The organism is Pseudomonas sp. SWI36 (genome assembly GCF_002948105.1).
Lineage (GTDB): Bacteria > Pseudomonadota > Gammaproteobacteria > Pseudomonadales > Pseudomonadaceae > Aquipseudomonas > Aquipseudomonas alloputida.
The window spans coordinates 4307512-4332753 of sequence record NZ_CP026675.1 but is presented as its reverse complement, the minus strand read 5'-3'; the positions used below and the strand labels follow the sequence as shown (position 1 = coordinate 4332753).

Below are 25242 nucleotides of genomic sequence, written 5' to 3'. Positions count from 1 at the left end.
GGCCCCCGACGGCATCCGCCAGGCCAACCGGTGGGCACCTGGCGACATCTGGTCGAACTTAATATCCCGATACAAGCACAGTGCTTTCACCCACTGCCGGCAAACAGCTAAGCTAAGGCAATAGCTTTCAACAGTGCTGGCTCCGCCGACACTTCCCATGGTTCAACTGCCCGGACGTATCATGCGCAGCCGCCTGTTACATATCGCATCCTGCCTGCTGCTTACCGCTGCCACCAGCGCGGCGCAGGCCACCGACCTGACCCTGCAACGCCAGTACTATGACGAGGCCAAGCGAGCGCTGGCCAAAGGCGACAAAGGCCCGTACCTGCGCTATGCCCAGGCCTTGAGCGACTACCCGCTGACGCCCTACCTGGCCTACGACGAACTCACCGCCCGCCTGAAAAGCGCCAGCAACCAGGAAATCGAAGGTTTCCTGGCCAAGCATGGCGACCTGCCCCAGGCCAACTGGATGAAACTGCGCTGGTTGCGCTGGCTGGCCGAACGCGGCGAGTGGGATACCTTCGTCAAGTACTACGACCCCAAGCTCAACTTCACCGAGCTGGACTGCCTCAACGGCCAATACCAGCTCAGCCACGGCTTGCGCGCCGAAGGTTACGCCACCGCCGACAAGCTGTGGAACGTCGGCAAATCGCAACCTGCCGCCTGCGACACGCTGTTCGGCATGTGGGCAGCCGAAGGCCAGCTGACCGAGGCCAAGCGCTGGGAACGCACCAAGCTGGCAGCCCAGGCGCGCAACTACGGCCTGGCCAACACCCTGGTCAAGACCCTGACCACCCTCGGCCCGCAGGGGCGCCTGCTGATCGACGTCGCGCAGAAGCCCGAGCTGCTCAACCAGCCGTCGCGCTTTACCCCGGTCAACGAGGCCATGTCCGACGTGGTCAGCCTCGGCCTTCGTCGCTTGGCCCGGCAGGACCCGGAACGGGCCATGGCACTGCTCGACGATTACGCCCAGCGCATGCACTTCTCGCGTGACGAAAAGGTGGCCATCGCCCGCGAAATCGGCCTGACCCTCGCACGCCGCTACGACCCACGCGCGCTCGACCTGATGACCCGCTATGACCCCGAGCTGCGTGACAACACCGTCAGCGAATGGCGCCTTCGCCTGCTGCTGCGCCTGGGCCGCTGGGAGGACGCTTACGAGCTGACCAAGCGCCTTCCCCAGGACCTGGCCAGCACCAGCCGCTGGAAGTACTGGCAGGCTCGCAGCCTGGAGCTGGCACAGCCAAACAACCCGCAGGTCCCGCTGCTTTACAAGGCCGCAGCGCGTGAGCGTGACTTCTATGGCTTCCTCGCCGCCGACCGGGCACAGACACCGTACCAGCTGAACAACAAGCCGCTGCTGCTGAGCCCACAACTGGTCAAGAAGGTTCGCAACACGCCCGGCATCCAGCGCGCACTGGAATTCCACGCCCGCGGCCAGATCGTCGACGGCCGCCGTGAGTGGTACCACGTCAGCCGCCACTTCACCCGTGACGAGATGGTTGCGCAGGCACGCCTGGGCTATGAGCTGCGTTGGTACTTCCCGGCCATCCGCACCATCAGCCAGGCCCGGTACTGGGACGACCTGGATATCCGCTTCCCCATGGCCCACCGCGACACGCTGGTGCGTGAAGCCAAGGTTCGCGGCCTGCATTCGAGCTGGGTATTCGCCATCACTCGCCAGGAAAGCGCCTTCATGGAGGACGCACGCTCACCCGTGGGCGCCAGCGGCCTGATGCAGCTGATGCCGGCCACCGCCAAGGAAACCGCACGCAAGTTCAGCATCCCGCTGGCCTCACCGGCGCAAGTGCTGAACCCGGACAAGAACATCCAGCTGGGTGCGGCCTACCTGAGCCAGGTACACAGCCAGTTCAACGGCAACCGGGTGCTGGCTTCGGCAGCCTACAACGCCGGGCCCGGGCGCGTGCGACAGTGGCTCAAAGGGGCCAAGCACCTGAGCTTCGATGTGTGGGTGGAGTCGATCCCGTTCGACGAAACGCGCCAGTATGTACAGAACGTGCTGTCGTATTCGGTGATCTACGGGCAGAAGCTGAATTCACCGCAGCCATTGGTGGATTGGCATGAACGGTATTTCGATGACATGTGATTGCTGTTGAGCCTGTACCGGCCTCTTCGCGGGTGAACCCGCTCCTACAAGGGTTACGCGGTCGTTGTAGGAGCGGGTTCACCCGCGAAGAGGCCGGCACAGGCAACACACCTATTCCAGGATTTCTACTTCCATCCCCACCTCCAGCCACCCACTGCCATCCACAGCCAGGTTCTGGCCGAACAGCACGTCGCCTTCTTTTTCGCGGAAAGTCTTCAGCGTAGCCATCGGCTCACGGTCAGCGCTGCGCTCCCCGGTGGCTGGATCGATGGTCGTGAAGATGCACCGTACACTGGGCTTGAGCACGCGAAACACCAAGCTGCCGATGCGAATCCGCTTCCAGCCATCCTCGGCAAACGGCTCCGCACCCTGCACCACCAGGTTGGGCCGAAAGCGCCGCATCGACATGGGCCGGCCAATACGCCGGTTAAGCTCGTCCAGCGAACCCTGCCCAATCAGCAGCAAGGGGAAACCATCCGGAAACGCCGCACGGTCACTGTTGAAGCCGTAACCATTGGGCAGGTAACGCGCACGCTGCTCCGGGCAATGCACCAGGCGTACGGCTTTGCCCAGCAACTCACTCAACCAGGCCGCCGCGGCATCGCCAGCGTCCGGCACACGCAGGGTATCGCGCCAGATCGTCACACCGCGCAGGGCGTCATCGGCAGGCGGTACAGGCACCCGCAACGGCGCCTGTCCAGGGGCTTGCAGCAGCAACTGGCCGCTGTCGTCATCGCTCGCGTCGATCTGGCCAAGTTGTGGCCAGGCACGCTGGGTCAGGAAGCGTCCGTTTTCTTCCTCGACCACCATCCAGCGCCGGTCGCCTTGCAACCCCAGCAACCCCACCGGTGAGGCCTTCAGGCTTTGCGCCTGCCCCGACTTCACCGGGTATCGATACAACTCACTGAGAAACATCCCTGCTGCCTCGCTTCATGCCAAAAGCCAAGCTTATACCTGGCCGGCACAACGTTCACGCAGCGGTGGTATCCAGCAGCAGGCGCTGCTTGACCACATCGACCAGGCGATCAGGCTGGAACTTGGAAAGGAAGTTGTCACAGCCCACCTTCTTCACCATGGATTCGTTGAAACTGCCCGACAGCGAGGTGTGCAGCACCACATAGAGCTGGCGCAGACGGGCATCGCTGCGGATCTCGGTGGTCAGCCGATAGCCGTCCATTTCCGGCATTTCTGCATCGGTGAACACCATCAGCAGCTTTTCGCACACGTCCTCGCCGGCGTCGGCCCAGCCCTTGAGCATGCGCAGCGCCTTCAGGCCATCACTGGCCACGTGCAGCTTCATGCCCAACTGAGACAGGGTATCGCGCAATTGCGCCAAGGCCACACTGGAGTCGTCCACCAGCAGCACTTCGCGGCCGCGGGCCCGGGCCAGCACTGGGTCGGCGAGTTTGTCGCCAGAAACCCGGGCGTTGTAGGGCACGATTTCGGCCAGCACCTTTTCCACGTCGATCACTTCCACCAGCTTCTCATCAACCTTGGTGATGGCAGTCAGGTAGTGCTGGCGACCGGCACTGGAAGGCGGCGGCATGATCGACTCCCAGTTCATGTTGACGATGCGGTCGACACCGCCCACCAGGAAGGCCTGCACCGAGCGGTTGTATTCGGTGACGATGATGGTGCTGTCCGGCCCCGGCTGTAGTGGGCGCATACCGATCGCCTGGGACAGGTCGATGACCGGCAGGGTCTGCCCGCGCAGGTTGACCACACCGCAGACATAGGCGTGGCGCTGGGGCATTAAAGTCAGCTTGGGCAGTTGCAGTACTTCCTGCACCTTGAACACGTTGATCGCGAACAGCTGGCGACCGGCCAGACGAAACATCAGAATTTCCAGGCGGTTCTCACCCACCAGTTGCGTGCGTTGGTCTACCGTGTCGAGAATGCCAGCCATTGGAAAGCCCCCAGGCTTGAGTCTTAAAAGGTGAAATCATCTACCCTGTATCGGCGGCTTCACGCACACCTTGACCCCTGCGGGAAAATGCCGCGCAGATAATTGATATCACTTTACCATCATGCTTTACTGCCGACACGCCAGGGCAAATCAGGGGCACGACAAAAGTTCCCTACCCTAGCCCTTGATCAGGGAAACCCTTAGCAGCAATCGGGTGCAACCTGATGTTCGCGATATCCTTTAGCCATTAATGTGACGCCATTCTCATTGCATGAATGGAGTCAGGCTTTTGCTAGCTATCGTTTCGGCGTGCCCGCCCCCTGCGCCTACCCCACGCGCGGGGACTTGATGATGGACACTGCCTTATCGTTCGATGACGCCCTGCAGGGCTTCCTGCTGGATGCCCAGGTACTGCTGACCCAGGCCCAGGAATGCCTGCAGCATCTGGAGCTTATAGACAATGACCCGGATGCCTGCAGTTGCCTGAACAACACCCTCGACACTATCGCCCGTCAAGCTACGCGCCTGGGCCTGCGTGAAGTTGCCCACTACACCACCGCCCTGCAACAGTTGCTCGCCCCGGCCTGTCACGGTGGTTGCCTGCAGCGTGAAGCCCTACCCGCCATAGGGGCATGCCTGACCTTGCTGGCCTGGCAGTTGGAGCTGGTCGATAGCCGTACAGGGCGGCTGAACCTGGACATCGGCGAGCAACTGGTGCTGCTGGGTGAATTGGCCAAAGTCGTACAAGCACCCTTTGCGCCAGCCTGCGCGTCCTGCGATGAAGAAGGCAGCGCGTGCATTCACCCGCACAGTGACGTGGCAACCGGCAACCGCCCCAGCCGCTCTAATCGCATGCATTAACCTGACGCAAAGTGCAACTAAGCAACTTGATTGAAACCCGACCATGGTCGAACTTGGAAAGTTCACCAGGCTTTCGGTGCATGCCGTTGAATCATTGCCGCGCTAGTTACAGCACAAGTGGGTACAGCGCGATTAAAGGGTGGCACTTTGCTACCCGAAAAGGCCCGACCAGTAGGCGTTTCAACGCGTTACACGGCCGCGACCAATGCAATGCAAAGTGATAATATGCGCCCCCACAAACGCTTGCTGCCGGAACAACGGTGGCAGGAATACGTGTTCAAAAAAACAACGAAAGTACTGCGCCAAAGCCTCTGAGCAGCATTGTGCAAGGCCTCCATCAGCAATACTTCAGTGGCCTCCCTACCTATGTTTCCACGCTTGAAGACTTCTTTGCATTGCTGCTCCCGCGCCGCCGTGCTGCGCTGGGCAACGGTCGGGCTGTGCGTGGCCTCACTGATTGCCAACATGGCGCTGTACCTGGCCAACCAGACAATCCCGGCCAGCCTGCTGGTGCTGCAGTTGGTCGCCACGCTGGGTGCTGTTGTACAACTGGGCCTGGGCGCCAGGTCGATCCACCTGCGCCCGGCCGAGCTGGCCGAGCGCATGCTCAAGGTACAAGAAGACGAGCGCCAGCATCTGGGCCGGGAACTGCACGACGACATCGGTCAACTGCTCACCGCTGCCAAGCTGCAACTGCAGTGGCTGCAACGGCGCATGCCCGACGAGTTGCAGGGGCACTGCGACGCCCTGCGCAGCACGCTGGATGACACCCTCGGTAACGTGCGCGATGTTTCCGCGCTGCTCAACCCCCGGCAGTTGGCCAGCCTTGGCCTGGAAGCCAGCCTGCGCGCACACCTGGTACGCACCCTGGCCACCAGCGGCGTGCACTGGAGCCTGGCGTGCAACCAGCGCCTGGGCGGCATCGACGAAGCCGTGGCCATGGCAGTGTTCCGTATTACCCAGGAGGCCGTGACCAACATGCTGCGCCACGCCCAGGCACACAACCTGGTCATCCGCCTGCAACGCACCCCTGAAGGGCTGTCGTTGTCGATCCAGGACGATGGTCGTGGTTTCGCCCCTGCCCGGCACCCGGCCGAGGCCGGTCAGCGCGGCCTGGCCGGCATGCAGGAGCGGGTAATCGCGCTGCAGGGCAGCCTCGACATCACCAGTCAGCCTGGCCGAGGCACGCAGATCGAAGCGATGTTCCCGTGGTCCCCGCGCACCCAGCAACGCGCCAGGAGTATTACCAACCATGACCTGTAGACTACTGCTGGTAGATGACCACTCGCTGATCCGCGCCGGGGTGCGGGCACTGGTCTGCGATATCCCCGGCTATGACGTGGTCGGCGAGGCCGACGACGGCAACCAGTTACTCGACCAGGTACGCACACTGGCGCCCGACATCATCTTGCTGGACATCTCCATGCGTTCGACCAGCGGCCTGGACGCCCTCACCCAACTGCGGGCCAGCGGCAGTACCTGCAAGGTGCTGATCCTGTCCATGCACACCGACCCGGACCTGATCATGCGGGCCCTGGAAAGCGGCGCCCACGGCTACCTGCTCAAGGACACCAGCGCCACCGAGCTGGAACAGGCGCTGGGTGCCGTACGCCACGGTGAGCGCTACCTCAGCCCGGCCATCGCCCACACCGTCATCAACCAGGCGCTGCGGCACACCAAACAAGGCAAGCCAAGCGCTGGCGAACGGCATAATCTGACGTCACGGCAACTTGAGATCCTGCGCCTGATCGTGCGCGGCAAGTCCACCCGGGAAATCGCTGCGGGCCTGGGCCTGTCGATCAAGACCGTGGAAACTCACCGCTCGCAAATCATGAAGCGCCTGCAGATTCACGACGTGGCCGGCCTGGTGCTGTTCGCCGTACGCGAAAAAATCATCAGCCTGGATGACTGAGCAACGGCGACCCGGCCGGCAGGTGCAGGTGCAACGCCGCCGGCCTTGCCTGAAAGCGCAGGCTGGCAGCCTGCAACGGCTCGCCATCGAGATTGATGTCCAACCCTTGCGAACTCTTGATCTCGACCCATGGCAGCCTGGCCCGAACGAACAGGCCGTCACCGCCCAAAAGGTCCCGCAGAGCCCCCACCACTTCCTGTGGTGCAGGCAGAATAGCGACGTCAAGCAAACCGTCGTTGACCATGGCTTCGGGGCACAGCACCTGCCCGCCCCCAGCCTGTCGGCCATTGCCGATACCCAGCGCCAGCAAATCCCCTTGCCAATGGAAGCCTGGCCCCTGTAGCTCCACCGAAGCCGCCTGTAGCTCACTGAAGCGGGACAACCCGGTGAACAGGTAAGCCGCAGCGCCCAGCACTTTCTTGAGGTCTTCGGAGGTATTGGCGGTGACCTGGCTGCCAAAGCCACCCGTGGCCATGTTGAGGAACAGCTGATCGCCAGCCTGCCCCAGGTCTATCGGTTGTGGCGCGACATTCAGCAAGGCCAGCGCCGATGCCGGCTCCAAGGGGATGCCAGCGGCTTTGGCAAAATCGTTGGCCGTACCCAAGGGCAACAAGGCCAGGCTGGCCTGGGTAGCGGCCAGGCCCATGGCCTCGGCCACATCACGCAACGTGCCGTCCCCGCCACCGGCGACGATATGGCTGTAGCCCGCTGCCAGTGCCTCGGCGACCAGCCGTTGGGCGTCGCCCGCCTCCCAGGTAACCCGTACATCCAGCACCCAGCCGCTATCGCGCAGGTCGCCCACGGCGCTGCGCACGTCTTCGTTCATCGCCTGCTTGCCGTGCAGCACGAGCATTGCCTTGCGCCCTTGCATGTGCGCGTCTCCGTAAAATGGACCACCCCCTATCTCGACCACTGGCCTGCGCGGATCGTTGCATGGCCTGAAAAAAACATTGGGCCGGCGCCACGCCTGCAACTGATCGCGTCGCCGGTCATTTTTTCCACACTTGGCAATCCCGGCTATGCTCAGCAAATACCCCTATTGCCATGGACGCGCCCGGCAGTGGCTCCCCCACTGCTGTCAACGGGCGCGTTTTGCTATCTGCAGCCTTTTGCGAGGACTTTGGGTCATGCGCATTCTCTGGACACTGCCCTACCTGCCTTGGCCGACCACCAGCGGCCACAAGACCCGGCAATACCATCTGCTGCGTGCACTGGCCCAGCGCGGTCACCGGATCACCCTGCTGGTGCAGTCGAAAATCCCTCTCAGCGACGCAGCACGCGAGGCCCTCGAGCCACTCCTCGAACGCCTGATCGTGCTACCCCGCAGGCCGCTGCACAGCCCACTCAACCTGCTGGCTTCCCCCATCATCGACTACCCCATGCGGGCAATCATCAATGGCCTGGCACCTTGCTTGCGGCACCGGTTCGAGCAACTGCTGGACGAACCCTGGGACGTGATCCAGATCGAGCACAGCTACAGCTTCCAGCCGTTCGAAAAAGCCCTGCAGGCTCGCAGGCTGCCCTTCATGCTTAGCGAGCACACCCTGGAGTCGGTAATGGGCGGTGCCTGCCACGATCGCCTGCCGCTGTGGCTGCGCCCGCTCAACGCCTTCGACCGCTGGCGCTACCGGCGCTGGGAGCACCGTGTGCTGCGCCAGCCCACCGAACTGGTGGCTGTCAGCGCCCACGATGCCGAGCTGATCGCGCAGATCAGCGGGCGCCCGGTGAATGTGGTGGTCAACGGCGTGGACTGTGATTTCTACCAACAGGTGCAACCTGCGCTGCACAGCCAGCGTCTGTTGTTCGTCGGCAATTTCGAATATGGCGCCAATCTGGAGGCCATCGAATGGGCACTGGACGACATCATGCCGAAGGTGTGGATGAGCAACCCGGCAGTGCGTCTGGCGATCGCCGGGCATGCCATGCCGGCCAACTGGAAGCTTCACTGGAACGACCCACGCATTGAATGGTTCGGCTACCGCCCCGACCTGCGTGAACTGCAACGACGTTCCGCGCTGTTCTTTGCCCCCCTGCGTTATGCCGGTGGCTCGAAGGTGAAAATCCTCGAAGCGATGGCCGCCGGCTTACCCGTGATCACCACCGACAAGGGCGTTTCAGGCCTCACCGTGAATAACGGCGAGCACTACGTGGGCAGTGACGACGGTGACCAACTGGCATTGCTGATCACCCAGTTGCTCAATCAACCCTGGCGCATGAGCCAGTTGAGCGATGCCGGGCGCCAGTTTGCCCGCCAGCGCCACGACTGGAGCGTGGCTGCCCAACAACTGGAGAATGTGCACATACGCCTGACCCAGGCGGCACCGGCCGAGGCCGCGCCGCTGGCCAGTGCCTGGCTGGGCCGCTCAGCCAAGTAGCTCGCTGAAGGGGATGAATGGTACGTTGTCGCCCTGCTTTGGCGTGCTGCCCTCACGCACTTCCACCAGCCCCTCCGCCCAGGCAGCGCTGCGCAGCACACCCGAGCTCTGGTTCTTGTAGATGCGCACGCGGCCCTGTTCGATGCGCGCGCGCAGGTATTCGCGGCGCGTACCCGGCTTGGGCCAGTCAAACCCAGCCGGCATGTCGAACCGCAACGGCGTGACGTCAATCACACCCTGACGACGCAGCAGGTAGGGCCTGGTCAGCAGCCCGAAGGTGACCAAGGTCGAGGCGGGGTTGCCCGGCAAGCCAATCACCGGCACGCCTTGGAAGTGGCCGAAGGTCAGCGGCTTGCCCGGTTTGATCGCCAGCTTCCACAACGCCAGTTCGCCAGCCTCGCGCAGGGCAGCACCGAGGTAGTCGGCCTCGCCCACCGAGACACCTCCGGTGGACAGAATCAGGTCTACGCCACCCAGTTCAGCCAGGCAGGTGCGAGTGCGTGCCAGGTCATCCGGCAGGATGCCGGCATCGACCACTTCGCAACCCAGCCGCTGCAACCAGCTGACCAGCAGCCTGCGGTTGCTGTTGTAGATCTGCCCGGGCCCGAGCGGCAGGCCTGGCTCGACCAGTTCGTCGCCGGTCGACAGCACCGCCACTTTCACCTTGCGCACCACGTCCAGACGGCCATGCCCCAAGGTCGCCGCCAGGCCCAGTTCGATCGGCCCAAGGCGGGTGCCGGCGCTCATCACCTGCTCGCCTTTACGGGTTTCCTGGCCTTGAGGGCGTATGTTCTGCTCGGTGCGCAACACGTCGAGAAAGCGCACCCGGCCATCTTCGAGCACTTCGGTGTTTTCCTGCATCTCGACGCAGTCGGCCCCCTCCGGCACAGGCGCACCGGTGAAGATCCGCGCGCAGGTACCCGGTTGCAGCGGCTGGGGCGCATGGCCGGCGAAAATACGCTGGCTGACCGGCAGCGGCTGGCCCTGCCAGTCAGCCAGGCGCAAGGCATAACCGTCCATGGCGCTGTTCGGCCAGGGCGGCAGGTCGAGCGAGGCCACCAGGTCGGTGGCCAGCACGCGGCCCTCGGCTTCGGCCAGCGGCAGGCTTTCGGTCTCGCGGATCGGTGCAGCTTCGGCCAGCGCCAGCAGTTGCTCCAGCGCCTGTTCCACCGGCATCAGCGGCCGGGCCTGGCTGACCTCAGCCACGGCTGTCACAGGCCGCTGCCTGCTTCAGGTGCGCCACGAAGTTGCAAGGGCGATGACGGGCATCGAGCTGCTCGGCCAGGATGCCATCCCAACCGGTACGCACAGCGTTGGTGGAGCCCGGTAGGCAGCACACCAGCGTGCCGTTGGCCAGCCCGGCCAAGGCACGCGACTGCACGGTGGAGGTGCCAATGTCGGCCACGGAAATCTGCCGGAACAGCTCACCAAAACCGTCTACTTGCTTGTCCAGCAGGCAGGCCACCGCCTCGGGGGTGCTGTCACGACCAGTAAACCCGGTACCGCCCGTAATGAGCACCACTTGCACGTTGTCATCGGCGATCCATGTGGCGACCTGGGCCCGGATCTTGTACAGGTCATCCTTGAGCAGCACGCGCTCGGCAAGGCGGTGACCGGCGGCGCTCAGGCGGTCGACGAACATCTGGCCAGAGGTGTCGGTGTCGAAGGTACGGGTGTCGCTGACCGTGAGCACGGCGATGTTCAGCGCCACGAAGGGGGTATCTGCCTTGGCTTTCATGGGTGTCCGTCACAACAGGATGAGATGGATGCAGTTATATCACAGCGCACCTTTTCCAGCGTTGCCCCCCTCAGCCTTGCCTTGGGTCAAGGGGACAAATTAGTCGCTATGCTGCACTTGGAGTGAACTTGCACTAACGTCCTGCGTCTTAAATGTCATCTAGCACCATCGCACTTGGAGAAACACGATGATCAAACGGACCCTACCCGCCTTCCTGCTTGCCTTGGGTTTGGGCGCCCTTGCTGGCTGCTCGACCCCAACCGTCATTACCCTGAACGATGGCCGGGAGATCCAGGCAACCGACAAACCGTCCTACGATGAAGACTCTGGCTTCTATGAATTCGAGCAACTCGACGGCAAGCGCACACGCCTGAACAAGGACCAGATCCGCACCGTCAAAGAGCTCTGATCAAGGCCCCGTTCAGGCTATGGCCCTTTAAACAACAAGGGCTTGCGAGCAAAAACGGGATGCAGTAGGATTTTGTTCATCGGAGTGTAGCGCAGCCAGGTAGCGCGTCTCGTTCGGGACGAGAAGGCCGCAGGTTCGAATCCTGTCTCTCCGACCAAATCCTTGTCAGAAAGCCCGCCATGTGCGGGCTTTTTGTTGTGTGCGAAAAATACGTCAGTGCGCGGCTTCAGCCTCGATGGGCACCTGCAACTCCTGCAAACCGAGTCAGGCGCTCAGGCGGGAGGTGACTTCGCCCAACTGCCCTGACAAACCATGCAGGCGCTGCCCCGCCTGCTCGGTATGCTGCACCGCTTCCTGGTTGGCCGTGGCAATCCGGGTAATTTCGATCAGGTTGCGCGAGATATCTTCGGCCACGCTGGTCTGCTCCTCGGCCGCTGTGGCGATCTGCCGGTTCATGTCGCGGATCGCCTCCACCGCCTGGGTGATACGTTGCAGCATCTGCCCGGCCTGCTCGACCTGCTCAGCCCCTTCCTGGCTACGTTGCTGGCCACTTTCGATGGCCTTGACCGCCTCCACAGCCCCCGACTGTACCGCCTCGATGATCTGGTGAATTTCTGCAATCGACGCTGCCGTGCGCTGGGCCAGGCTACGCACTTCATCGGCGACCACTGCAAAACCACGCCCGGCTTCGCCAGCACGGGCTGCTTCGATGGCCGCGTTAAGCGCCAGCAGGTTGGTCTGTTCAGCAATGCCGCGGATCACTTCCAGCACTTTGCCTATCCGTGTGCTGTCATGCTCCAGATCGCGAATTACCGTTGCCGTGCCGGCGATTTCGCGGTTGACCAGCCCGATGATGTCGATGGTCTGCTGCATCACCTGCTCGCCGGCCTGGGCGCTGTGGTCGGCGTCATCGGCCGCGCGGGCCGCCTCGGCAGCGTGGCGAGCGACCTCTTGGGCAGTGGCGGACATTTCGTGCATGGCCGTGGCTACCTGGTCGGTACGCTGGAACTGGTCATGAGTACCGCGGGCCATGTCACCGGCAATACTGCGCAACTGGCCGCTGGCACCTTCCAGCTCCTGAGCGTTGTCCTGCAGCCGGCCGACGGTATCGGCAAGGAAGTCACGCAGGGTGTTGGCCGCCCGCGCCAGACGCCCCAGCTCATCCTCCCGACGGCTGTCGACCCGGGCAGCAAAGCTGCCTTGGCTGAGCTGCGCGACGTACTCGATCAACTGGCGGATCGGCTCGATCAGGCTACGGTTGACCAGCCACAGGCTGAGCAGCCCCACCAGCACCGCAGAAGCCAGCATCACCAGCAGGCCCAACCATACCGTGCGCTCGGCACTGGCATTGATGCTGGCTGCACGCTGGCGAGCATCGGCGCGCAGTTGCTCGACCAGTTCGCTCATTTGCTCACTGGCGGCACGGTCCACGCCTTTGACCGCCCGGTCGCCCGCTACCGGGTCGCCGCCTGCCGCCAGGAACGCCTGGCGGCCTTGTGCATAGGCCTGGCCCAACTGGCGGTGGCTGTCGCGCAATTGCTGCAGCGACGCCTTGAGCCTGGCATCACTGTTGTCGATCAATTGCCCGAGCAGTTGTTGTACTTGCTCTTCGCGGGCCTGGAACTGCTGCCAGTACTTGTCCATTTCCGCAGGCTGGCGCCCTCGCAACAGCACGTTCTTCCATTCCTGCACCTGGATCTTGAACTGCAGGTTGGCTTCGTCAATCAATTGCGAGGCCCGCAGCGGCCCGTCGACCAGCTCGGCGTAGCCACGCACGCTGGACGACAGGAACTGGAAACACACCAGGGCGATCAGCAGCATCGCCAGCACACTGCCGCCGAGCAGCGAGAGAATTTGCACTCTGAGGGATTTACGCAACATCGAGGGTCTCGGAACCAGAGGGAGTAGGCAGAGGCCGCTGTACAGCCTCATTACTGGCAGGCCAAAAAAAAGCTGCCATCACGCAATGGCAGCCAGGTCGAGCACTTACGCAACAGTTGAGGCAAATCTTCTCAGGCAATTACTACAGAAATGTTACAAAGCCACGACACGCTAGCCCGTGGTGAACTGCAGCGCTGCCAGCCGCGCATACAACGGGCTGTCCTCGATCAACTGACGGTGGGTGCCCACCGCCACCAGCCGGCCCTGGTCGATGACCGCGATGCGCTCGGCATGCTGTACCGTGGCCAGGCGATGGGCGATCACCAGCGTGGTACGGCCGGCCATCAGGCTGGGCAGCGCTTGCTGGATCAAGTATTCGCTTTGTGCATCCAGGGCACTGGTGGCTTCGTCCAGCAACAGGATCGGCGCATCGACCAGCAAGGCCCGGGCAATCGCCAGGCGCTGGCGTTGCCCGCCGGAAAGGCCGATGCCGCCCTCCCCCAGCTGGGTCTGGTAGCCTTGGGGCAATTGCCGGATGAATTCGTCGGCATGGGCGCCGCGGGCTGCTGCTTCGACTTCAGCCAAGGTCGCCTCGGGCCGGCCATAACGAATGTTGGCCTCCACCGTGCCACGGAACAGCGAGGGGTTTTGTGCCACCAAAGCGAACTGCCGGCGTAGCTGGTCGGGATCAAATTCGGTAACCGGCTGGCCATCGAGCAGGATGCGCCCTTGCTGTGGGTCGTAAAAGCGCAGCAACAAATCGAACAGGGTCGACTTGCCTGCCCCGGAAGGGCCAACCAGGGCGACGGTCTGCCCGGGCTCGATGGTCAGGCTCAGGCCGTCGACAGCTGCCACCGTGGGCCGTGAGGGGTAAGCGAACACCACCTGCTGCAGTTCGATACGCCCGCTGGCCCGCTGCTGTGGCAGCTGCTGCGACTCGGCGGGCGGCAGGATGGCACTGCGCGCGGCCAACAGTTCGGCAATGCGCTCGGCGGCACCCGCGGCCCGTTGCAACTCGCCGATCACCTCACTGAGGGTACCGAAGGCGCTGCCGACGATCAGGCTGTAGAACACGAATGCTGCCAGCTCGCCTGCGGATATACGCCCGGCAATCACATCCATGCCGCCGACCCACAGCATCACCCCCACCGCCCCCAACACCAGCACGATCACCAGGGTAATCAGCCAGGCACGCTGTGTAATCCGCTTGCGGGCAACAGTAAACGCTGCTTCGACCGTATCGGCGAACAGTTCGCGGTCGTGCGCCTGGTGGTTGTAGGCCTGCACGGTCTTGATCTGCCCCAGCGTCTCAGCCACGTAGCTGCCCACATCGGCGACCCTGTCCTGGCTCTGCCGCGACAGGCTGCGCACACGACGGCCGAACAACAGGATCGGTGCCAACACCAGCGGCAGCGTTACCACCACGATGCTGGTGAGCTTGGGGTTGGTGATGAACAGCAATACCACACCGCCAATGACCATCAGCGCGTTGCGCAGGAACATCGACAGCGATGAACCGATCACTGATTGCAGCAAGGTGGTGTCCGCAGTCAGCCGAGACTGGATCTCGGAGCTGCGGTTGTCTTCGAAAAAACCTGGGTGCAGGCCGATCAGGTGATCGAAGACGGCACGACGGATATCGGCCACACAACGCTCGCCAATCCACGACACCAGATAAAAACGGCTGAAGGTACCCACCGCCAGCGCCAGCACCAGCAGCAGGAACAGCCCGATGGTCTGATTGAGCTGGTGCGCGGAGCGGGTCATGAAGCCTTGATCCACCAGCAGGCGGATACCTTGGCCCATCGACAGGGTGATGGCAGCGGTGACCACCAGCGCCAGCAATGCCAGCAGCACTTGGCGGCGATAAGGGCGAACGAACTGCCAGGCCAGGCGCAAGGCGCGGCGTTGGCGCGGGGAAACCGATTCGGGCATGGCGACGACCACAAAGGGTGGGGAAGCGGCAGCCTACCACTCATCCCGGTCGGGAGACTGCATGAAGGTTGCTATAACGCATCGATCTAAACAGCTTATGGAGCTTTCACAGGGTTTCTGCTGGACTGTTGCTGCCGTGACCCGGAAGCTGTCACAGGCCAGTCACGGCGCAGGGCTACCCTGAGCTTGAACCTGAAGAGGAGACAGTGCATGAGCTTGCAGCATGGCAGTGATAACCAGAAGCCCCAGACCTCCCCGCAACCGCAAGTATGCGGTTCGATCATCGACGCCAAGGGGCGCGAAGTGCCGATCACCGAGCAGATGATCCAGCAGGCCTGCAAGGCCCTGGAAGAAAGCCGTGTCGAGCGCGTACGCAAAGGTTGATCGGCGAATTCTTTGCAACCCGGCGCTTGCGCCGGGTTTTTATCTGCCCAGGCAGTGGGCTTGGCCGCCCCAACCGGCAACCGCACCTACCTGCAAGATCAAGACAAGGCTTGCTTAGACCAACACCCCACCCAAGGCACTGACCAACTGCGCCAACTGCGGCGCCTCCCCGTGCAAGCGCACGGCCAGCCCCTCGATCTCGCGCCTTGGCGGGTATTGCTTGCGCAACTGGTCGAACGCCGCCCGCTGTTGCTGCGGATCATCGCTCAGGCTACGGCGGAAATCGGCATCATCACGGCGCGGGTCATACACGGCGCGACACAGGGTGGCCATGGCCCAGGACAGGTCGGTGCTGGCATCCAGCTCGATCTGCGCCAGCGGTGGCTTGGGCAGCAGCTCGGCCAGTCGCACCTGCTCGTTCACACTCAAGTAGCGGCAAAGCGCCTGGTAGATCTGCGCCGTGCCACGCTGGCGGCCATCGAGGCTATAGCCGGCAATGTGCGGCGTAGCGAGGGTGCACAGGTCGGCCAACGTCAGGTCGACCTGCGGCTCCCCTTCCCACACATCCAGCACCGCGTGCACGTCTTCACGGTCCAGCAGCAGCTCGCGCAGGGCCACGTTGTCCACCACCGGGCCACGGCTGGCGTTCAACAGCCAGGCGCCCGGGCGCAACTGTGCCAGCTGCGCCTGCCCCAGCAGGTGCCAGGTCGGGTGCTGGCCGCCGCGTTGCAACGGGGTATGCAAGCTGATCACATCGCACTGCTGCAGGATGGTTTCGAGGCTGACGTAGTCGCCGCCCTCGGCGGCCTGACGCAACGGGTCGCACACCAGCACCTTCCAGCCCAGGCCATGCAGCACCCGCACGAGGCGGCCACCCACTTCACCCGCGCCCACTACGCCATACACGCGCTCAGGCAATGCCACGCCATCCAGTTCGGCCAGGGTCAGCAGGCTGCCCAGCACGTAATCGACCACGCCGCGGGCATTGCAGCCAGGTGCGCTGCTCCAGTGGATGCCAGCTTCTGCAAAGTAGTCCAGGTCCAGGTGATCAGTGCCGATGGTGCAGGTGCCGACAAAGCGTACACGGCTGCCTTCGAGCAGCTGACGGTCGACCTTGGTCACCGAGCGCACCAGCAGGATATCGGCGTCCTTGACGCTGGCAGCATCGAGGCTTCGGCCGGGGTAGCGGCGAATTTCACCGAAACCCTGGAAGAAGGCATCGAGCAGCGGGATGTTCTCGTCGGCAACTATCAGCATGGCGCTCTCCTGTCTGGGGAGCGCAGTGTAGGCGCAACGCCGGGCGTGTTCCAGAGCGATTCAGTCGGCTTTCTTGCGGATCCAGTACAGGAAAGTGCCGGCGTCCTCTTGCTGCTGCAGCAGCTCGTGGCCGAGGAAGTTGCAGAACTTGGGGATGTCGCGGCGGGTCGACGGGTCGGTGGCGATGACCTTGAGCAGGCCGCCGGCGGCCAGGTTGCGTACGTGCTGGTGCAGCATCATCACGGGTTCCGGGCAGTTCAGGCCGGTGGCATCGAGGATGGCGTCGGGGGTGAAATCGGTCATGGGGGGCTCCGAAAATGATCGCTATTGTCGCGCATAGCGCGACGCGGTCCAAGCACGGCTTTCAAACCCAGCGCTCTTGATCTCGATCTCGATCTTGATCTTGATCTTGATCTTGATCTTGATCTTGATCTTGATCTTGATCTTGATCTTGATCTTGATCTTGATCTTGATCTTGATCTTGATCTTGATCTTGATCTTGATCTTGATCTTGATCTTGATCTTGATCTTGATCTTGATCTTGATCTTGATCTTCGCGACTTCAGGAGGCCGAACGCAGGCCTTGCGGAGGGAGGTGACGGGCATGGATGCCCGTCAAGCGCTGGGCCCCAGGATGGGGCCTGCAGCGCGGTCCTCCCGGGAGCGAGGCCGGAGAGAGGGAACCCCGGAGCGCAGCGCAGGGGCCGGATGATGGGAGCGCAGCGTTTTTTGGTTACTTTTTGTCGCGTTTGACAAAAAGTGACTCGCCGTAAGGGCGAAAAGGTGAGTCAGCGTCGCCATCGCAAACGGACGGTTCGCTGAGTCAAAACAGACGAATTTGCTTCTTGCTTCTTGCTTCTTGCTTCTTGCTTCTTGCTTCTTGCTTCTTGGATGTGAGCATCCACATCAATTAGGTATTCATTCGCGAAGGTGGCGCATAGTCACCTTTCCGCCCTTACGGCGGGTCCCTTTTTGTCGTGGCAAAAAGGAACCAAAAACCGTCGGCTCCCATCATCCGGCCCCTGCGCTGCGCTCCGGGGTCCCCTCGCTCCGGGCTTGCTCCCGGGAGGACCGCGCTGCAGGCCCCATCCTGGGGCCCAGCGCTTGACGGGCATCCATGCCCGTCACCTCCCTTCGCAAGCCCTGCACTCGGCCTCCTGAAGTCGCAATCTGCGTCGCCTGAACTATCGCGCGCTTAGATGCAACAGCAAAAGCAGAAGCAGACACAGGCGCAGAAGCAGAAGCAGAAGCAGAACGACGCGCTGGCCTCAGCGTGGCTTCAAGTCGAGCCGCCGCAGGTGGCACGTCACTTCCTCGCGGTCGTGGTACAGCTGCTTGCAGGCAATCGACACCCTGATCTTGCGTGCCTTGAATGTTGCCTCCATACGGTCGAGCAGGCGCCGTACTTCGGCATAACGCTGCTTCATCGGCAACTTCAGGTTGACCACCGCCTCGCGGCACAGCCCCTCACCCAGCCAGGTTTCAATCAGCGAGGTGGTACGCGCCGGCTTCTCGACGATATCGCACACCATCCAGTCTACCGGCTGCTTCGGCTGCCAGGTAAAACCATCGGCCATCAAGTGCTGGACCAGGCCTGTGTCCATCAGGCTTTCGGCCATCGGCCCGTTGTCGATGGCTGTCACCAGCATACCGCGGCGCACCAGCTGGTAGGTCCAGCCACCCGGCGAGGCTCCCAGGTCGACGCCGGTCATGTCATCACCCAGGCGCTGCTCCCACTGCTCACGCGGGATGAACTGGTGCCAGGCCTCTTCCAGCTTGAGTGTCGAGCGGCTAGGTGCCTCACGAGGGAACTTCAGGCGCGGGATGCCCATGGGCCACAAGGCGCTGTTGCTGGCCGATGCAACGCCGACAAATACCCGCCGGCCGCTGATGAAGGTCAGCAGCAAGCGTGGACGGCCAGGGTCGTCGACCAGGCGGCCGGCCTTCTCCAGGGCCTTGCGCAACGGCACTTCGAACTTTCGGCAGAAGGTAGACAATTCCTTGCCTTCGTTGCTGTCCAGCACCTCCAGCCAAAGGCTACCGAACACCGGGAAGTCAGCCAACTGCGCCAGCAGTACGCTGATGCGGTCACTTTCCGGCAGTTCGACGTAACCGCCACGTGCCCACTGCCGCGGGAAAATCAGCTGGTTGAAACGCAGTTCCCCCATCAAGCGCTCGGCACCGCCCTCCTCGCTACAGACAAACTCGGCACTGGCACTTTGCGGCTTGCCTTTGGCATAGCCAGCAACACCCAGGCGGGCGGCATGTTCGCTGATTTCGGCGCAAACCTCGCCCTCGAAACCGGGCCGGCAATGCATGAACAGGGTATTCATCTCTCACTCCACTACGGCTGGCGCACCACAGGCGCCGGCAGGGCGGCGATGATAAAGGAAGTTCGGAACCTGCGACACGCCCCGCCGGTCCAGAAAAAGGTCAGGTAGCGTAAACCGGTCTAACCTGACCATTCAGCCAGGTCCGTGCCGTGCGGACCGATACAGAGCGGTGCTGCCGGCAAACCGTGAATATTTGCCGGGCACCGGTGCAGAAGGAGTTGGCAATGCCCTCGCTCGATAGCCTGAACACCCTCAAGCCCCTCAAGGTCGGCGACAAGACCTACCACTACTTCAGCCTCACCGAGGCCGCCCGCCAGCTGGGTGACCTGCAGCGCCTGCCCATGTCGCTGAAAGTGCTGCTGGAAAATCTGCTGCGCTGGGAGGATGGCGCGACCGTCACCGGCGACGACTTGCGCGCCATTGCCCAATGGCTTGGCGAACGGCGCTCCGACCGCGAGATCCAGTACCGCCCGGCGCGGGTGTTGATGCAGGACTTCACCGGCGTGCCCGCCGTGGTCGACCTGGCGGCCATGCGCGCCGCCATGGCCAAGGCTGGCGGCGACCCGCAACGGATCAACCCGCTGTCACCGGTCGACCTGGTGATCGACCACTCGGTAATGGTCGACCGCTACGGCACGCCACAGGCCTTCGCCGAAAACGTCGACATCGAAATGCAACGCAATGGTGAGCGCTATGCCTTTCTGCGATGGGGCCAGAGCGCCTTCGACAATTTCCGCGTGGTCCCCCCGGGCACCGGCATTTGCCACCAGGTCAACCTGGAATACCTGGGCCGCACGGTGTGGACCCGTGAGGCCGACGGCCGCACCTATGCCTTCCCCGATACCTTGGTGGGCACAGACTCGCACACCACCATGATCAACGGCCTGGGCGTACTCGGCTGGGGTGTCGGCGGCATCGAAGCGGAAGCGGCCATGCTAGGCCAGCCGGTATCGATGCTGATCCCCGAAGTGATCGGCTTCAAGCTGACCGGCAAGCTGCGGGAGGGCATCACTGCCACTGACCTGGTGCTGACCGTGACGCAGATGCTGCGCAAGAAAGGCGTGGTGGGCAAGTTCGTCGAGTTCTACGGGGACGGCCTGGCCGAGTTGCCCCTGGCCGACCGCGCAACCATCGCCAACATGGCACCGGAATACGGCGCCACCTGTGGTTTCTTCCCGGTCGACCAAGTCACCCTGGACTATCTGCGCCTCTCGGGCCGCCCCGAAGCGACCGTGCAACTGGTCGAGCAGTACTGCAAGGCACAGGGCATGTGGCGCCTGCCCGGCCAGGAGCCGTCATTCAGCGACACGCTGGCCCTGGACATGGACGACGTCGAAGCCAGCCTGGCCGGGCCCAAACGGCCGCAGGACCGCGTAGCGCTGGGCCAGGTCAGCCAAGCCTTCGACCACTTCATCGAGCTGCAGCCCAAACCGCTGGCCAAAGAAGTTGGCCGCCTGGAAAGCGAAGGTGGCGGCGGTGTGGCAGTGGGCAACGCCGACCAGACCGGCGCAGTCGACTACAGCCATCAGGGCCAGACCCACACCCTGCGCGATGGGGCCGTGGTGATTGCCGCGATCACCTCATGCACCAACACGTCCAACCCCAGTGTGATGATGGCTGCCGGGCTGGTGGCGAAAAAAGCACTGGAAAAGGGCCTGCAACGCAAACCTTGGGTCAAGAGTTCGCTGGCGCCGGGCTCCAAAGTCGTCACCGACTACTTCAAGGCAGCCGGGCTCACGCCTTACCTCGACCAACTGGGTTTTGATCTGGTCGGCTATGGCTGCACCACCTGCATCGGCAACTCCGGCCCGCTGGACGAGGCGATCGAAAAAGCCATTGGCAGCGCCGACCTCACCGTGGCCTCGGTGCTATCGGGCAACCGCAACTTCGAGGGCCGCGTGCACCCACTGGTCAAGACCAACTGGCTGGCCTCGCCCCCGCTGGTGGTGGCCTACGCCCTGGCCGGCAGCGTGCGCCTGGACCTGACGCGCGACCCGCTGGGGTCAGGCAAGGACGGCCAACCGGTCTACCTGCGGGATATCTGGCCGAGTCAGCAGGAAATTGCCGAGGCCGTGGCCAAGGTCGATACGGCGATGTTCCACAAGGAGTACGCCGAAGTGTTTGCCGGTGATGCGCAATGGCAGGCCATCGAGGTGCCACAGGCCGCCACTTACGTGTGGCAGGCTGACTCCACCTACATCCAGCACCCACCGTTCTTCGACGGCATCGGCGGGCCGCCGCCACAAATTGCCAATATTCACGGCGCACGGGTGCTGGCGCTGCTGGGCGATTCAGTGACCACCGACCACATTTCCCCCGCCGGCAACATCAAGACCGACAGCCCGGCCGGGCGCTACCTGCGGGAACAGGGTGTGGAGCCACGCGACTTCAACTCCTACGGTTCGCGGCGTGGCAACCATGAAGTGATGATGCGCGGCACCTTCGCCAACATCCGTATCCGCAACGAAATGCTGGCAGGCGAAGAAGGCGGCAACACGTTGCATGTGCCCACTGGCGAGAAGCTGTCGATCTACGACGCGGCCATGCGTTACCAGCAGGAAGGCACCCCGCTGCTGGTGATTGCCGGCCAGGAGTACGGCACCGGTTCGAGCCGCGACTGGGCAGCCAAGGGTACCAACCTGCTGGGGGTCAAGGCCGTGCTGGCAGAAAGCTTCGAGCGTATTCACCGCTCCAACCTGGTGGGCATGGGCGTATTGCCGCTGCAATTCAAGGCTGGGCACAACCGCAAACAGCTGGGGCTGACCGGCAAGGAGCAGATCGATGTACTGGGGCTGGACGGCGCGCATATTCACCCTGGCATGAGCCTGCCCTTGCGCATTACCCGCGAGGATGGCCAACAGGAACAGATCGAGGTGCTATGCCGGATTGATACCCTGAACGAGGTGGAATACTTCAAGGCGGGGGGGATTCTGCATTATGTGTTGCGCCAGATGATCGCCAGTTGAGTCTGGCCGAAGATTCGTTCCGTTCTTGAAACCGAGCGCCGCGGGGGCGGCGCTCGATCTCTGCAATCAATGAATCAAATATCCATTCAATAAAACCAGCCGCTTGCCGATACCTGTCGAAAGCCCTGCGGACTATCACCCATGCGTAACAACCAGCCGATTACCCAGAGAGAACGGACTTTCCCAGCCCAGCAGCGGTTGATCTCCACTACCAACGCCAAGGGTGTGATCACCTACTGCAACGATGCCTTTATCGAAATCAGTGGTTTCACCCGCGAGGAGCTGACGGGCGCACCGCACAACCTGGTGCGCCACCCCGACGTACCGCCTGCCGTGTTTGCCCATATGTGGCAAACCCTCAAGCAGGGCCAGCCGTGGATGGGTATCGTCAAGAACCGCTGCAAGTCCGGCGACCATTACTGGGTCAACGCCTATGTCACCCCCATTTTCGATAACAACCAGGTTGTCGGCTTCGAGTCGGTGCGGGTCAAGCCCACCGCCGAACAGATCCGCCGCGCCGAGGCCCTGTACCAGCGCATCAACCAGGGCAAGCCGCCGGTACCGCGTCGCGACAAGTGGCTGCCAGTGCTGCAGGACTGGCTACCGTTCATCCTGATCAGCCAGGTGGGCTTCCTGATCGGCAACTGGCTGGGTCATTCCTGGGGCTTTGCCTTGGCCGCAGGGCTTTCGGTACCGCTGGGCCTGCTTGGCCTGAGCTGGCAGCAGCGCGGCCTCAAGCGCCTGCTGCGCCTGGCCGAGCAAACCACTTCCGACCCACTGATCGCGCAGATGTTCACCGACAGCCGTGGCGTGCAGGCGCGCCTGGAAATGGCCATGCTCAGCCAGGACGCACGCATGAAAACCTGCCTGACGCGCCTACAAGACAGTGCCGAACACCTGAGCGAACAGGCACGACAGTCCGATGCCTTGGCGCACAAGAGCTCTTCGGGGCTGGAGCGCCAGCGGGTGGAGACCGAGCAAGTCGCCGCCGCGGTAAACCAGATGGCCGCCACCACTCAGGAAGTGGCCAACCATGTACAGCGCACCGCCGATGCCACCCAGGAAGCCAACCGCCTGACCAGCCAGGGCCGGCAGATTGCCGGAGAAACCCGCGAGGCCATCGAGCGCCTGTCGGCGGCAGTGGGCGAGACCGGCCAGACGGTTACGCAACTGGCCAAAGACAGCGACGAGATTGGGGGCGTGGTCGACGTGATCAAGGGCATCGCCGACCAGACCAACCTGCTGGCGCTGAACGCAGCCATTGAAGCGGCGCGCGCCGGTGAAATGGGCCGTGGCTTTGCCGTGGTGGCTGATGAGGTGCGACAGTTGGCCCAGCGCACCGCCGAATCCACCGGGCAGATCCACGGCCTGATCGCCAAGCTGCAACAGACCGCCAGCAACGCAGTGCTGACCATGGAAACCGGCCACCGCCAGGCACAGGAAGGCGTCGATCGGGTAATGCAGGCCGACGAAGCGCTGGTAGGCATCAGCGAAGCGGTGGCCAATATCACCGACATGGCCACCCAGATTGCTGCTGCAACCGAGGAGCAGACCGCAGTGGCTGACGAGATCAGCCGCAACATCAGCACCATTGCCGAACTGGCCGACCAGACCGCCGAACAGGCGCAGCACTCGGCACTGCTGAGCGAAGAACTGACCAGCACGGCGGGCAGCCAGTATTCGCTGGTGGAGCGCTTCAACCGCTGAAGCTCGAGACTTCCGCTGGGGATGGCACCGGCTCTGCCGGTGTTCGCGGGTAAACCCGCTCCTACAACGGCTGTGCCGAACCACCGATGCTGTGCCGGGCCGTCGATGCCTGTGTCGAACCACTGATGCGCGTCCACCCCGGTCCATGTAGGAGCGGGTTTACCCGCGAATACGGTAGCGGCGGCAACGGTGAACGGCGGGTGAAAATTGGCCCGCAGGCCCGGCCCATTCGCGGGTGAACCCGCTCCTACAACGGCTGTGCCGAACTACCGATGCTGTGCCGGGCCGTCGATGCCTGTGTCGAACCACTGATGCGCGTCCACCCCCGGTCCATGTAGGAGCGGGTTTACCCGCGAATACGGTAGCGGCAGCAACGGTGAACGGCGGGTGGAGATTGGCCAGCAGGCCCGGCCCATTCGCGGGTGAACCCGCTCCTACGACGGCCTGTGGCGAACCACCGATGCGTGCGTAGGAGCGGGTTTACCCGCGAATACGGTAGCAGCAGCAACGGTGAACGGCGGGTGGAGATTGGCCAGCAGGCCCGCCCCTTTAGCAGGCAAGTCCGCTTGCTGTGTTACCAGTCCAACCGCAAGCGGCTCTCGAAGTAGCGCTCTTCGCCACTCAGCGGGTCCTCGAAACGCAGGCTCTGCGCCAGCAGTTTCAGCGGCCGCTGGTAGTCATCCTCTTCGTTGAGCAATTGCGGATAGAACGGGTCATTGCTGATCCCTGCCCCCAAAGCCGCCATGTGCACACGCAACTGATGGGTCTTGCCGGTCACGGGCGACAGCCCATAGCGCCATCGCTCACCGTTCTTCTCCAGCACCTCGGCCAGGGTTTCACTGTTGGCCTCACCCTCCACCTCATGCATGCGGAAAAATGGCTCGCCATGCACCAGGCGGCTTTTGTGCACCAGCGGAAAGGCATGCTGTGGCATGGCAGCGGCAATGGCCTGGTAACGCTTGTCGATACGCCGCTCGGGGAACAGCCGCTGGTAGGCGCTGCGGCTGTGCGGGTTGGCGGAAAACAGCACAAGCCCGGCGGTGTGCCGGTCAATGCGGTGCAACGGCACCAGGTGCGGGTTGTCCAGGCGCCGGATCAGGCGGCGCAACAAGGTCTGCTCGACGTATTCACCGGTCGGCGTCACCGGCAGGAAATGCGGTTTATCGGCCACCACCAGGTGCTCGTCCACATGCAGCACCACCTCCTGCACCGGGATCGGCCGTTCGTTCGGCACTTCGCGGAAATAATGCAAACGCATGCCACGCTTGTAAGGCAGGTCGGCGGCAACTGCCTGCCCCTCGGCATCCAGCACCCGGCCACGGGCAAAGCGGTCAAGCCACTGGGCGCGGTCGATAGCCTTGAAATGATCACACAAGCAATCGAGCACCGTGACCCAGTTACCAGGTGGCAGGCACACCGTACTGGCTTGCTGGCGGGCGGGGTCGAAAGGCGTGGTCATGGCTGGGCTCGA

General features: G+C 63.0%; 21 protein-coding genes, 1 tRNA gene and 1 pseudogene. 10 read left to right on the top strand and 13 right to left on the bottom strand.

All coding sequences use genetic code 11. The features are described 5' to 3' along the window. Positions 1-181 precede the first annotated feature (181 nt). Entirely contained in the window at positions 182-2107 is a 1926-nt protein-coding gene (locus C4Q27_RS20700) for a transglycosylase SLT domain-containing protein (RefSeq protein WP_104887294.1), read from the top strand. A gap of 111 nt (positions 2108-2218) precedes the next feature. Here the strand turns inward: C4Q27_RS20700 and C4Q27_RS20690 are convergent, their stop codons facing one another. After that, positions 2219-3022: an MOSC domain-containing protein gene (locus C4Q27_RS20690; RefSeq protein ID WP_060545641.1), complete on the bottom strand. Its 804-nt coding sequence runs from the start codon at positions 3020-3022 to the stop codon at positions 2219-2221. A 55-nt stretch (positions 3023-3077) separates the two neighbouring features. Beyond that, positions 3078-4013, bottom strand: a complete 936-nt coding sequence (locus C4Q27_RS20685; RefSeq protein WP_003248753.1) for a chemotaxis protein CheV — start codon at positions 4011-4013, stop codon at positions 3078-3080. Between the two features lie 351 nt (positions 4014-4364). On the opposite strand from C4Q27_RS20685, the gene C4Q27_RS20680 reads away from it, so the two are divergent. The 3 genes from C4Q27_RS20680 to C4Q27_RS20670 all read left to right on the top strand — a co-directional run bounded on the left by C4Q27_RS20680 (position 4365) and on the right by C4Q27_RS20670 (position 6786). Next, a complete protein-coding gene (locus C4Q27_RS20680; RefSeq protein ID WP_003248752.1) occupies positions 4365-4874 on the top strand; it encodes a hypothetical protein in 510 nt (169 codons plus the stop codon). A 366-nt stretch (positions 4875-5240) separates the two neighbouring features. Then, positions 5241-6137, top strand: coding sequence for a sensor histidine kinase (locus C4Q27_RS20675; protein WP_104887293.1), 897 nt, complete (start codon positions 5241-5243; stop codon positions 6135-6137). Then, positions 6127-6786 (top strand): response regulator transcription factor, encoded by a 660-nt coding sequence (locus tag C4Q27_RS20670; protein WP_010953120.1) that lies wholly within the window; start codon positions 6127-6129, stop codon positions 6784-6786. The genes C4Q27_RS20675 and C4Q27_RS20670 overlap by 11 nt, the downstream gene beginning before the upstream one ends. Here C4Q27_RS20670 and yegS read toward each other — a convergent pair. Continuing rightward, positions 6770-7657, bottom strand: coding sequence for a lipid kinase YegS (yegS, locus tag C4Q27_RS20665; RefSeq protein WP_064492320.1), 888 nt, complete (start codon positions 7655-7657; stop codon positions 6770-6772). The two genes, C4Q27_RS20670 and yegS, sit on opposite strands and share 17 nt — an antisense overlap. 256 nt (positions 7658-7913) lie before the next feature. On the opposite strand from yegS, the gene C4Q27_RS20660 reads away from it, so the two are divergent. Continuing rightward, complete coding sequence (locus C4Q27_RS20660) at positions 7914-9161, top strand: glycosyltransferase family 4 protein (RefSeq protein WP_064492321.1); 1248 nt, start codon at positions 7914-7916, stop codon at positions 9159-9161. Here the strand turns inward: C4Q27_RS20660 and glp are convergent. Together glp and moaB are read right to left on the bottom strand one after the other, a co-directional pair. Beyond that, on the bottom strand, positions 9150-10376 hold the full coding sequence (glp, locus tag C4Q27_RS20655) for a gephyrin-like molybdotransferase Glp (protein WP_104887292.1): 1227 nt from the start codon (positions 10374-10376) through the stop codon (positions 9150-9152). The genes C4Q27_RS20660 and glp overlap by 12 nt on opposite strands. After that, on the bottom strand, positions 10360-10899 hold the full coding sequence (gene moaB, locus C4Q27_RS20650) for a molybdenum cofactor biosynthesis protein B (protein ID WP_010953117.1): 540 nt from the start codon (positions 10897-10899) through the stop codon (positions 10360-10362). Before moaB ends, glp begins: the two co-directional genes overlap by 17 nt. 187 nt (positions 10900-11086) lie before the next feature. Here moaB and C4Q27_RS20645 point away from each other — a divergent pair, with 187 nt between their 5' ends. Both C4Q27_RS20645 and C4Q27_RS20640 read left to right on the top strand, forming a co-directional pair. Next, positions 11087-11308, top strand: a complete 222-nt coding sequence (locus C4Q27_RS20645; protein ID WP_003248738.1) for a YgdI/YgdR family lipoprotein — start codon at positions 11087-11089, stop codon at positions 11306-11308. A gap of 80 nt (positions 11309-11388) precedes the next feature. Beyond that, positions 11389-11465 (top strand) — tRNA-Pro (locus C4Q27_RS20640). Between the two features lie 107 nt (positions 11466-11572). Here C4Q27_RS20640 and C4Q27_RS30070 read toward each other — a convergent pair. The 3 genes and pseudogenes from C4Q27_RS30070 to C4Q27_RS20630 all read right to left on the bottom strand — a co-directional run bounded on the left by C4Q27_RS30070 (position 11573) and on the right by C4Q27_RS20630 (position 15124). Next, entirely contained in the window at positions 11573-12277 is a 705-nt protein-coding gene (locus C4Q27_RS30070) for a methyl-accepting chemotaxis protein (RefSeq protein ID WP_371264241.1), read from the bottom strand. Positions 12278-12505: 228 nt separating this feature from the next. Then, positions 12506-12616 (bottom strand): annotated as a pseudogene (locus tag C4Q27_RS30065) (hypothetical protein); the annotation flags it as partial. Between the two features lie 744 nt (positions 12617-13360). Further along, the gene (locus tag C4Q27_RS20630) at positions 13361-15124 is read right to left on the bottom strand and encodes an ABC transporter transmembrane domain-containing protein (RefSeq protein WP_064492325.1); all 1764 of its coding nucleotides are present in this window, start codon (positions 15122-15124) and stop codon (positions 13361-13363) included. Between the two features lie 210 nt (positions 15125-15334). Between C4Q27_RS20630 and C4Q27_RS29455 the strand changes: the two genes are divergently transcribed. Next, on the top strand, positions 15335-15508 hold the full coding sequence (locus C4Q27_RS29455; protein ID WP_003248731.1) for a PA1571 family protein: 174 nt from the start codon (positions 15335-15337) through the stop codon (positions 15506-15508). 114 nt (positions 15509-15622) lie between these two features. Here the strand turns inward: C4Q27_RS29455 and pdxB are convergent, their stop codons facing one another. From pdxB to rlmM, 4 genes are all read right to left on the bottom strand, one after another. Continuing rightward, positions 15623-16765 (bottom strand): 4-phosphoerythronate dehydrogenase PdxB, encoded by a 1143-nt coding sequence (gene pdxB / locus C4Q27_RS20625; RefSeq protein ID WP_064492324.1) that lies wholly within the window; start codon positions 16763-16765, stop codon positions 15623-15625. Between the two features lie 60 nt (positions 16766-16825). Continuing rightward, positions 16826-17068, bottom strand: coding sequence for a sulfurtransferase TusA (gene tusA, locus C4Q27_RS20620; protein WP_003248727.1), 243 nt, complete (start codon positions 17066-17068; stop codon positions 16826-16828). Positions 17069-17089: 21 nt separating this feature from the next. Then, positions 17090-17371 (bottom strand): hypothetical protein, encoded by a 282-nt coding sequence (locus tag C4Q27_RS29320; protein ID WP_158666135.1) that lies wholly within the window; start codon positions 17369-17371, stop codon positions 17090-17092. A gap of 662 nt (positions 17372-18033) precedes the next feature. After that, the gene (rlmM, locus tag C4Q27_RS20605) at positions 18034-19098 is read right to left on the bottom strand and encodes a 23S rRNA (cytidine(2498)-2'-O)-methyltransferase RlmM (RefSeq protein WP_004577178.1); all 1065 of its coding nucleotides are present in this window, start codon (positions 19096-19098) and stop codon (positions 18034-18036) included. A 224-nt stretch (positions 19099-19322) separates the two neighbouring features. Here rlmM and acnA point away from each other — a divergent pair, with 224 nt between their 5' ends. Together acnA and C4Q27_RS20595 are read left to right on the top strand one after the other, a co-directional pair. After that, positions 19323-22064: an aconitate hydratase AcnA gene (gene acnA / locus C4Q27_RS20600; protein WP_010953110.1), complete on the top strand. Its 2742-nt coding sequence runs from the start codon at positions 19323-19325 to the stop codon at positions 22062-22064. A gap of 141 nt (positions 22065-22205) precedes the next feature. After that, positions 22206-23771, top strand: a complete 1566-nt coding sequence (locus tag C4Q27_RS20595) for a PAS domain-containing methyl-accepting chemotaxis protein (protein ID WP_064491416.1) — start codon at positions 22206-22208, stop codon at positions 23769-23771. Positions 23772-24345: 574 nt separating this feature from the next. Here the strand turns inward: C4Q27_RS20595 and C4Q27_RS20580 are convergent. Further along, positions 24346-25230: a pseudouridine synthase gene (locus C4Q27_RS20580; protein WP_014591800.1), complete on the bottom strand. Its 885-nt coding sequence runs from the start codon at positions 25228-25230 to the stop codon at positions 24346-24348. Positions 25231-25242: the final 12 nt, after the last annotated feature.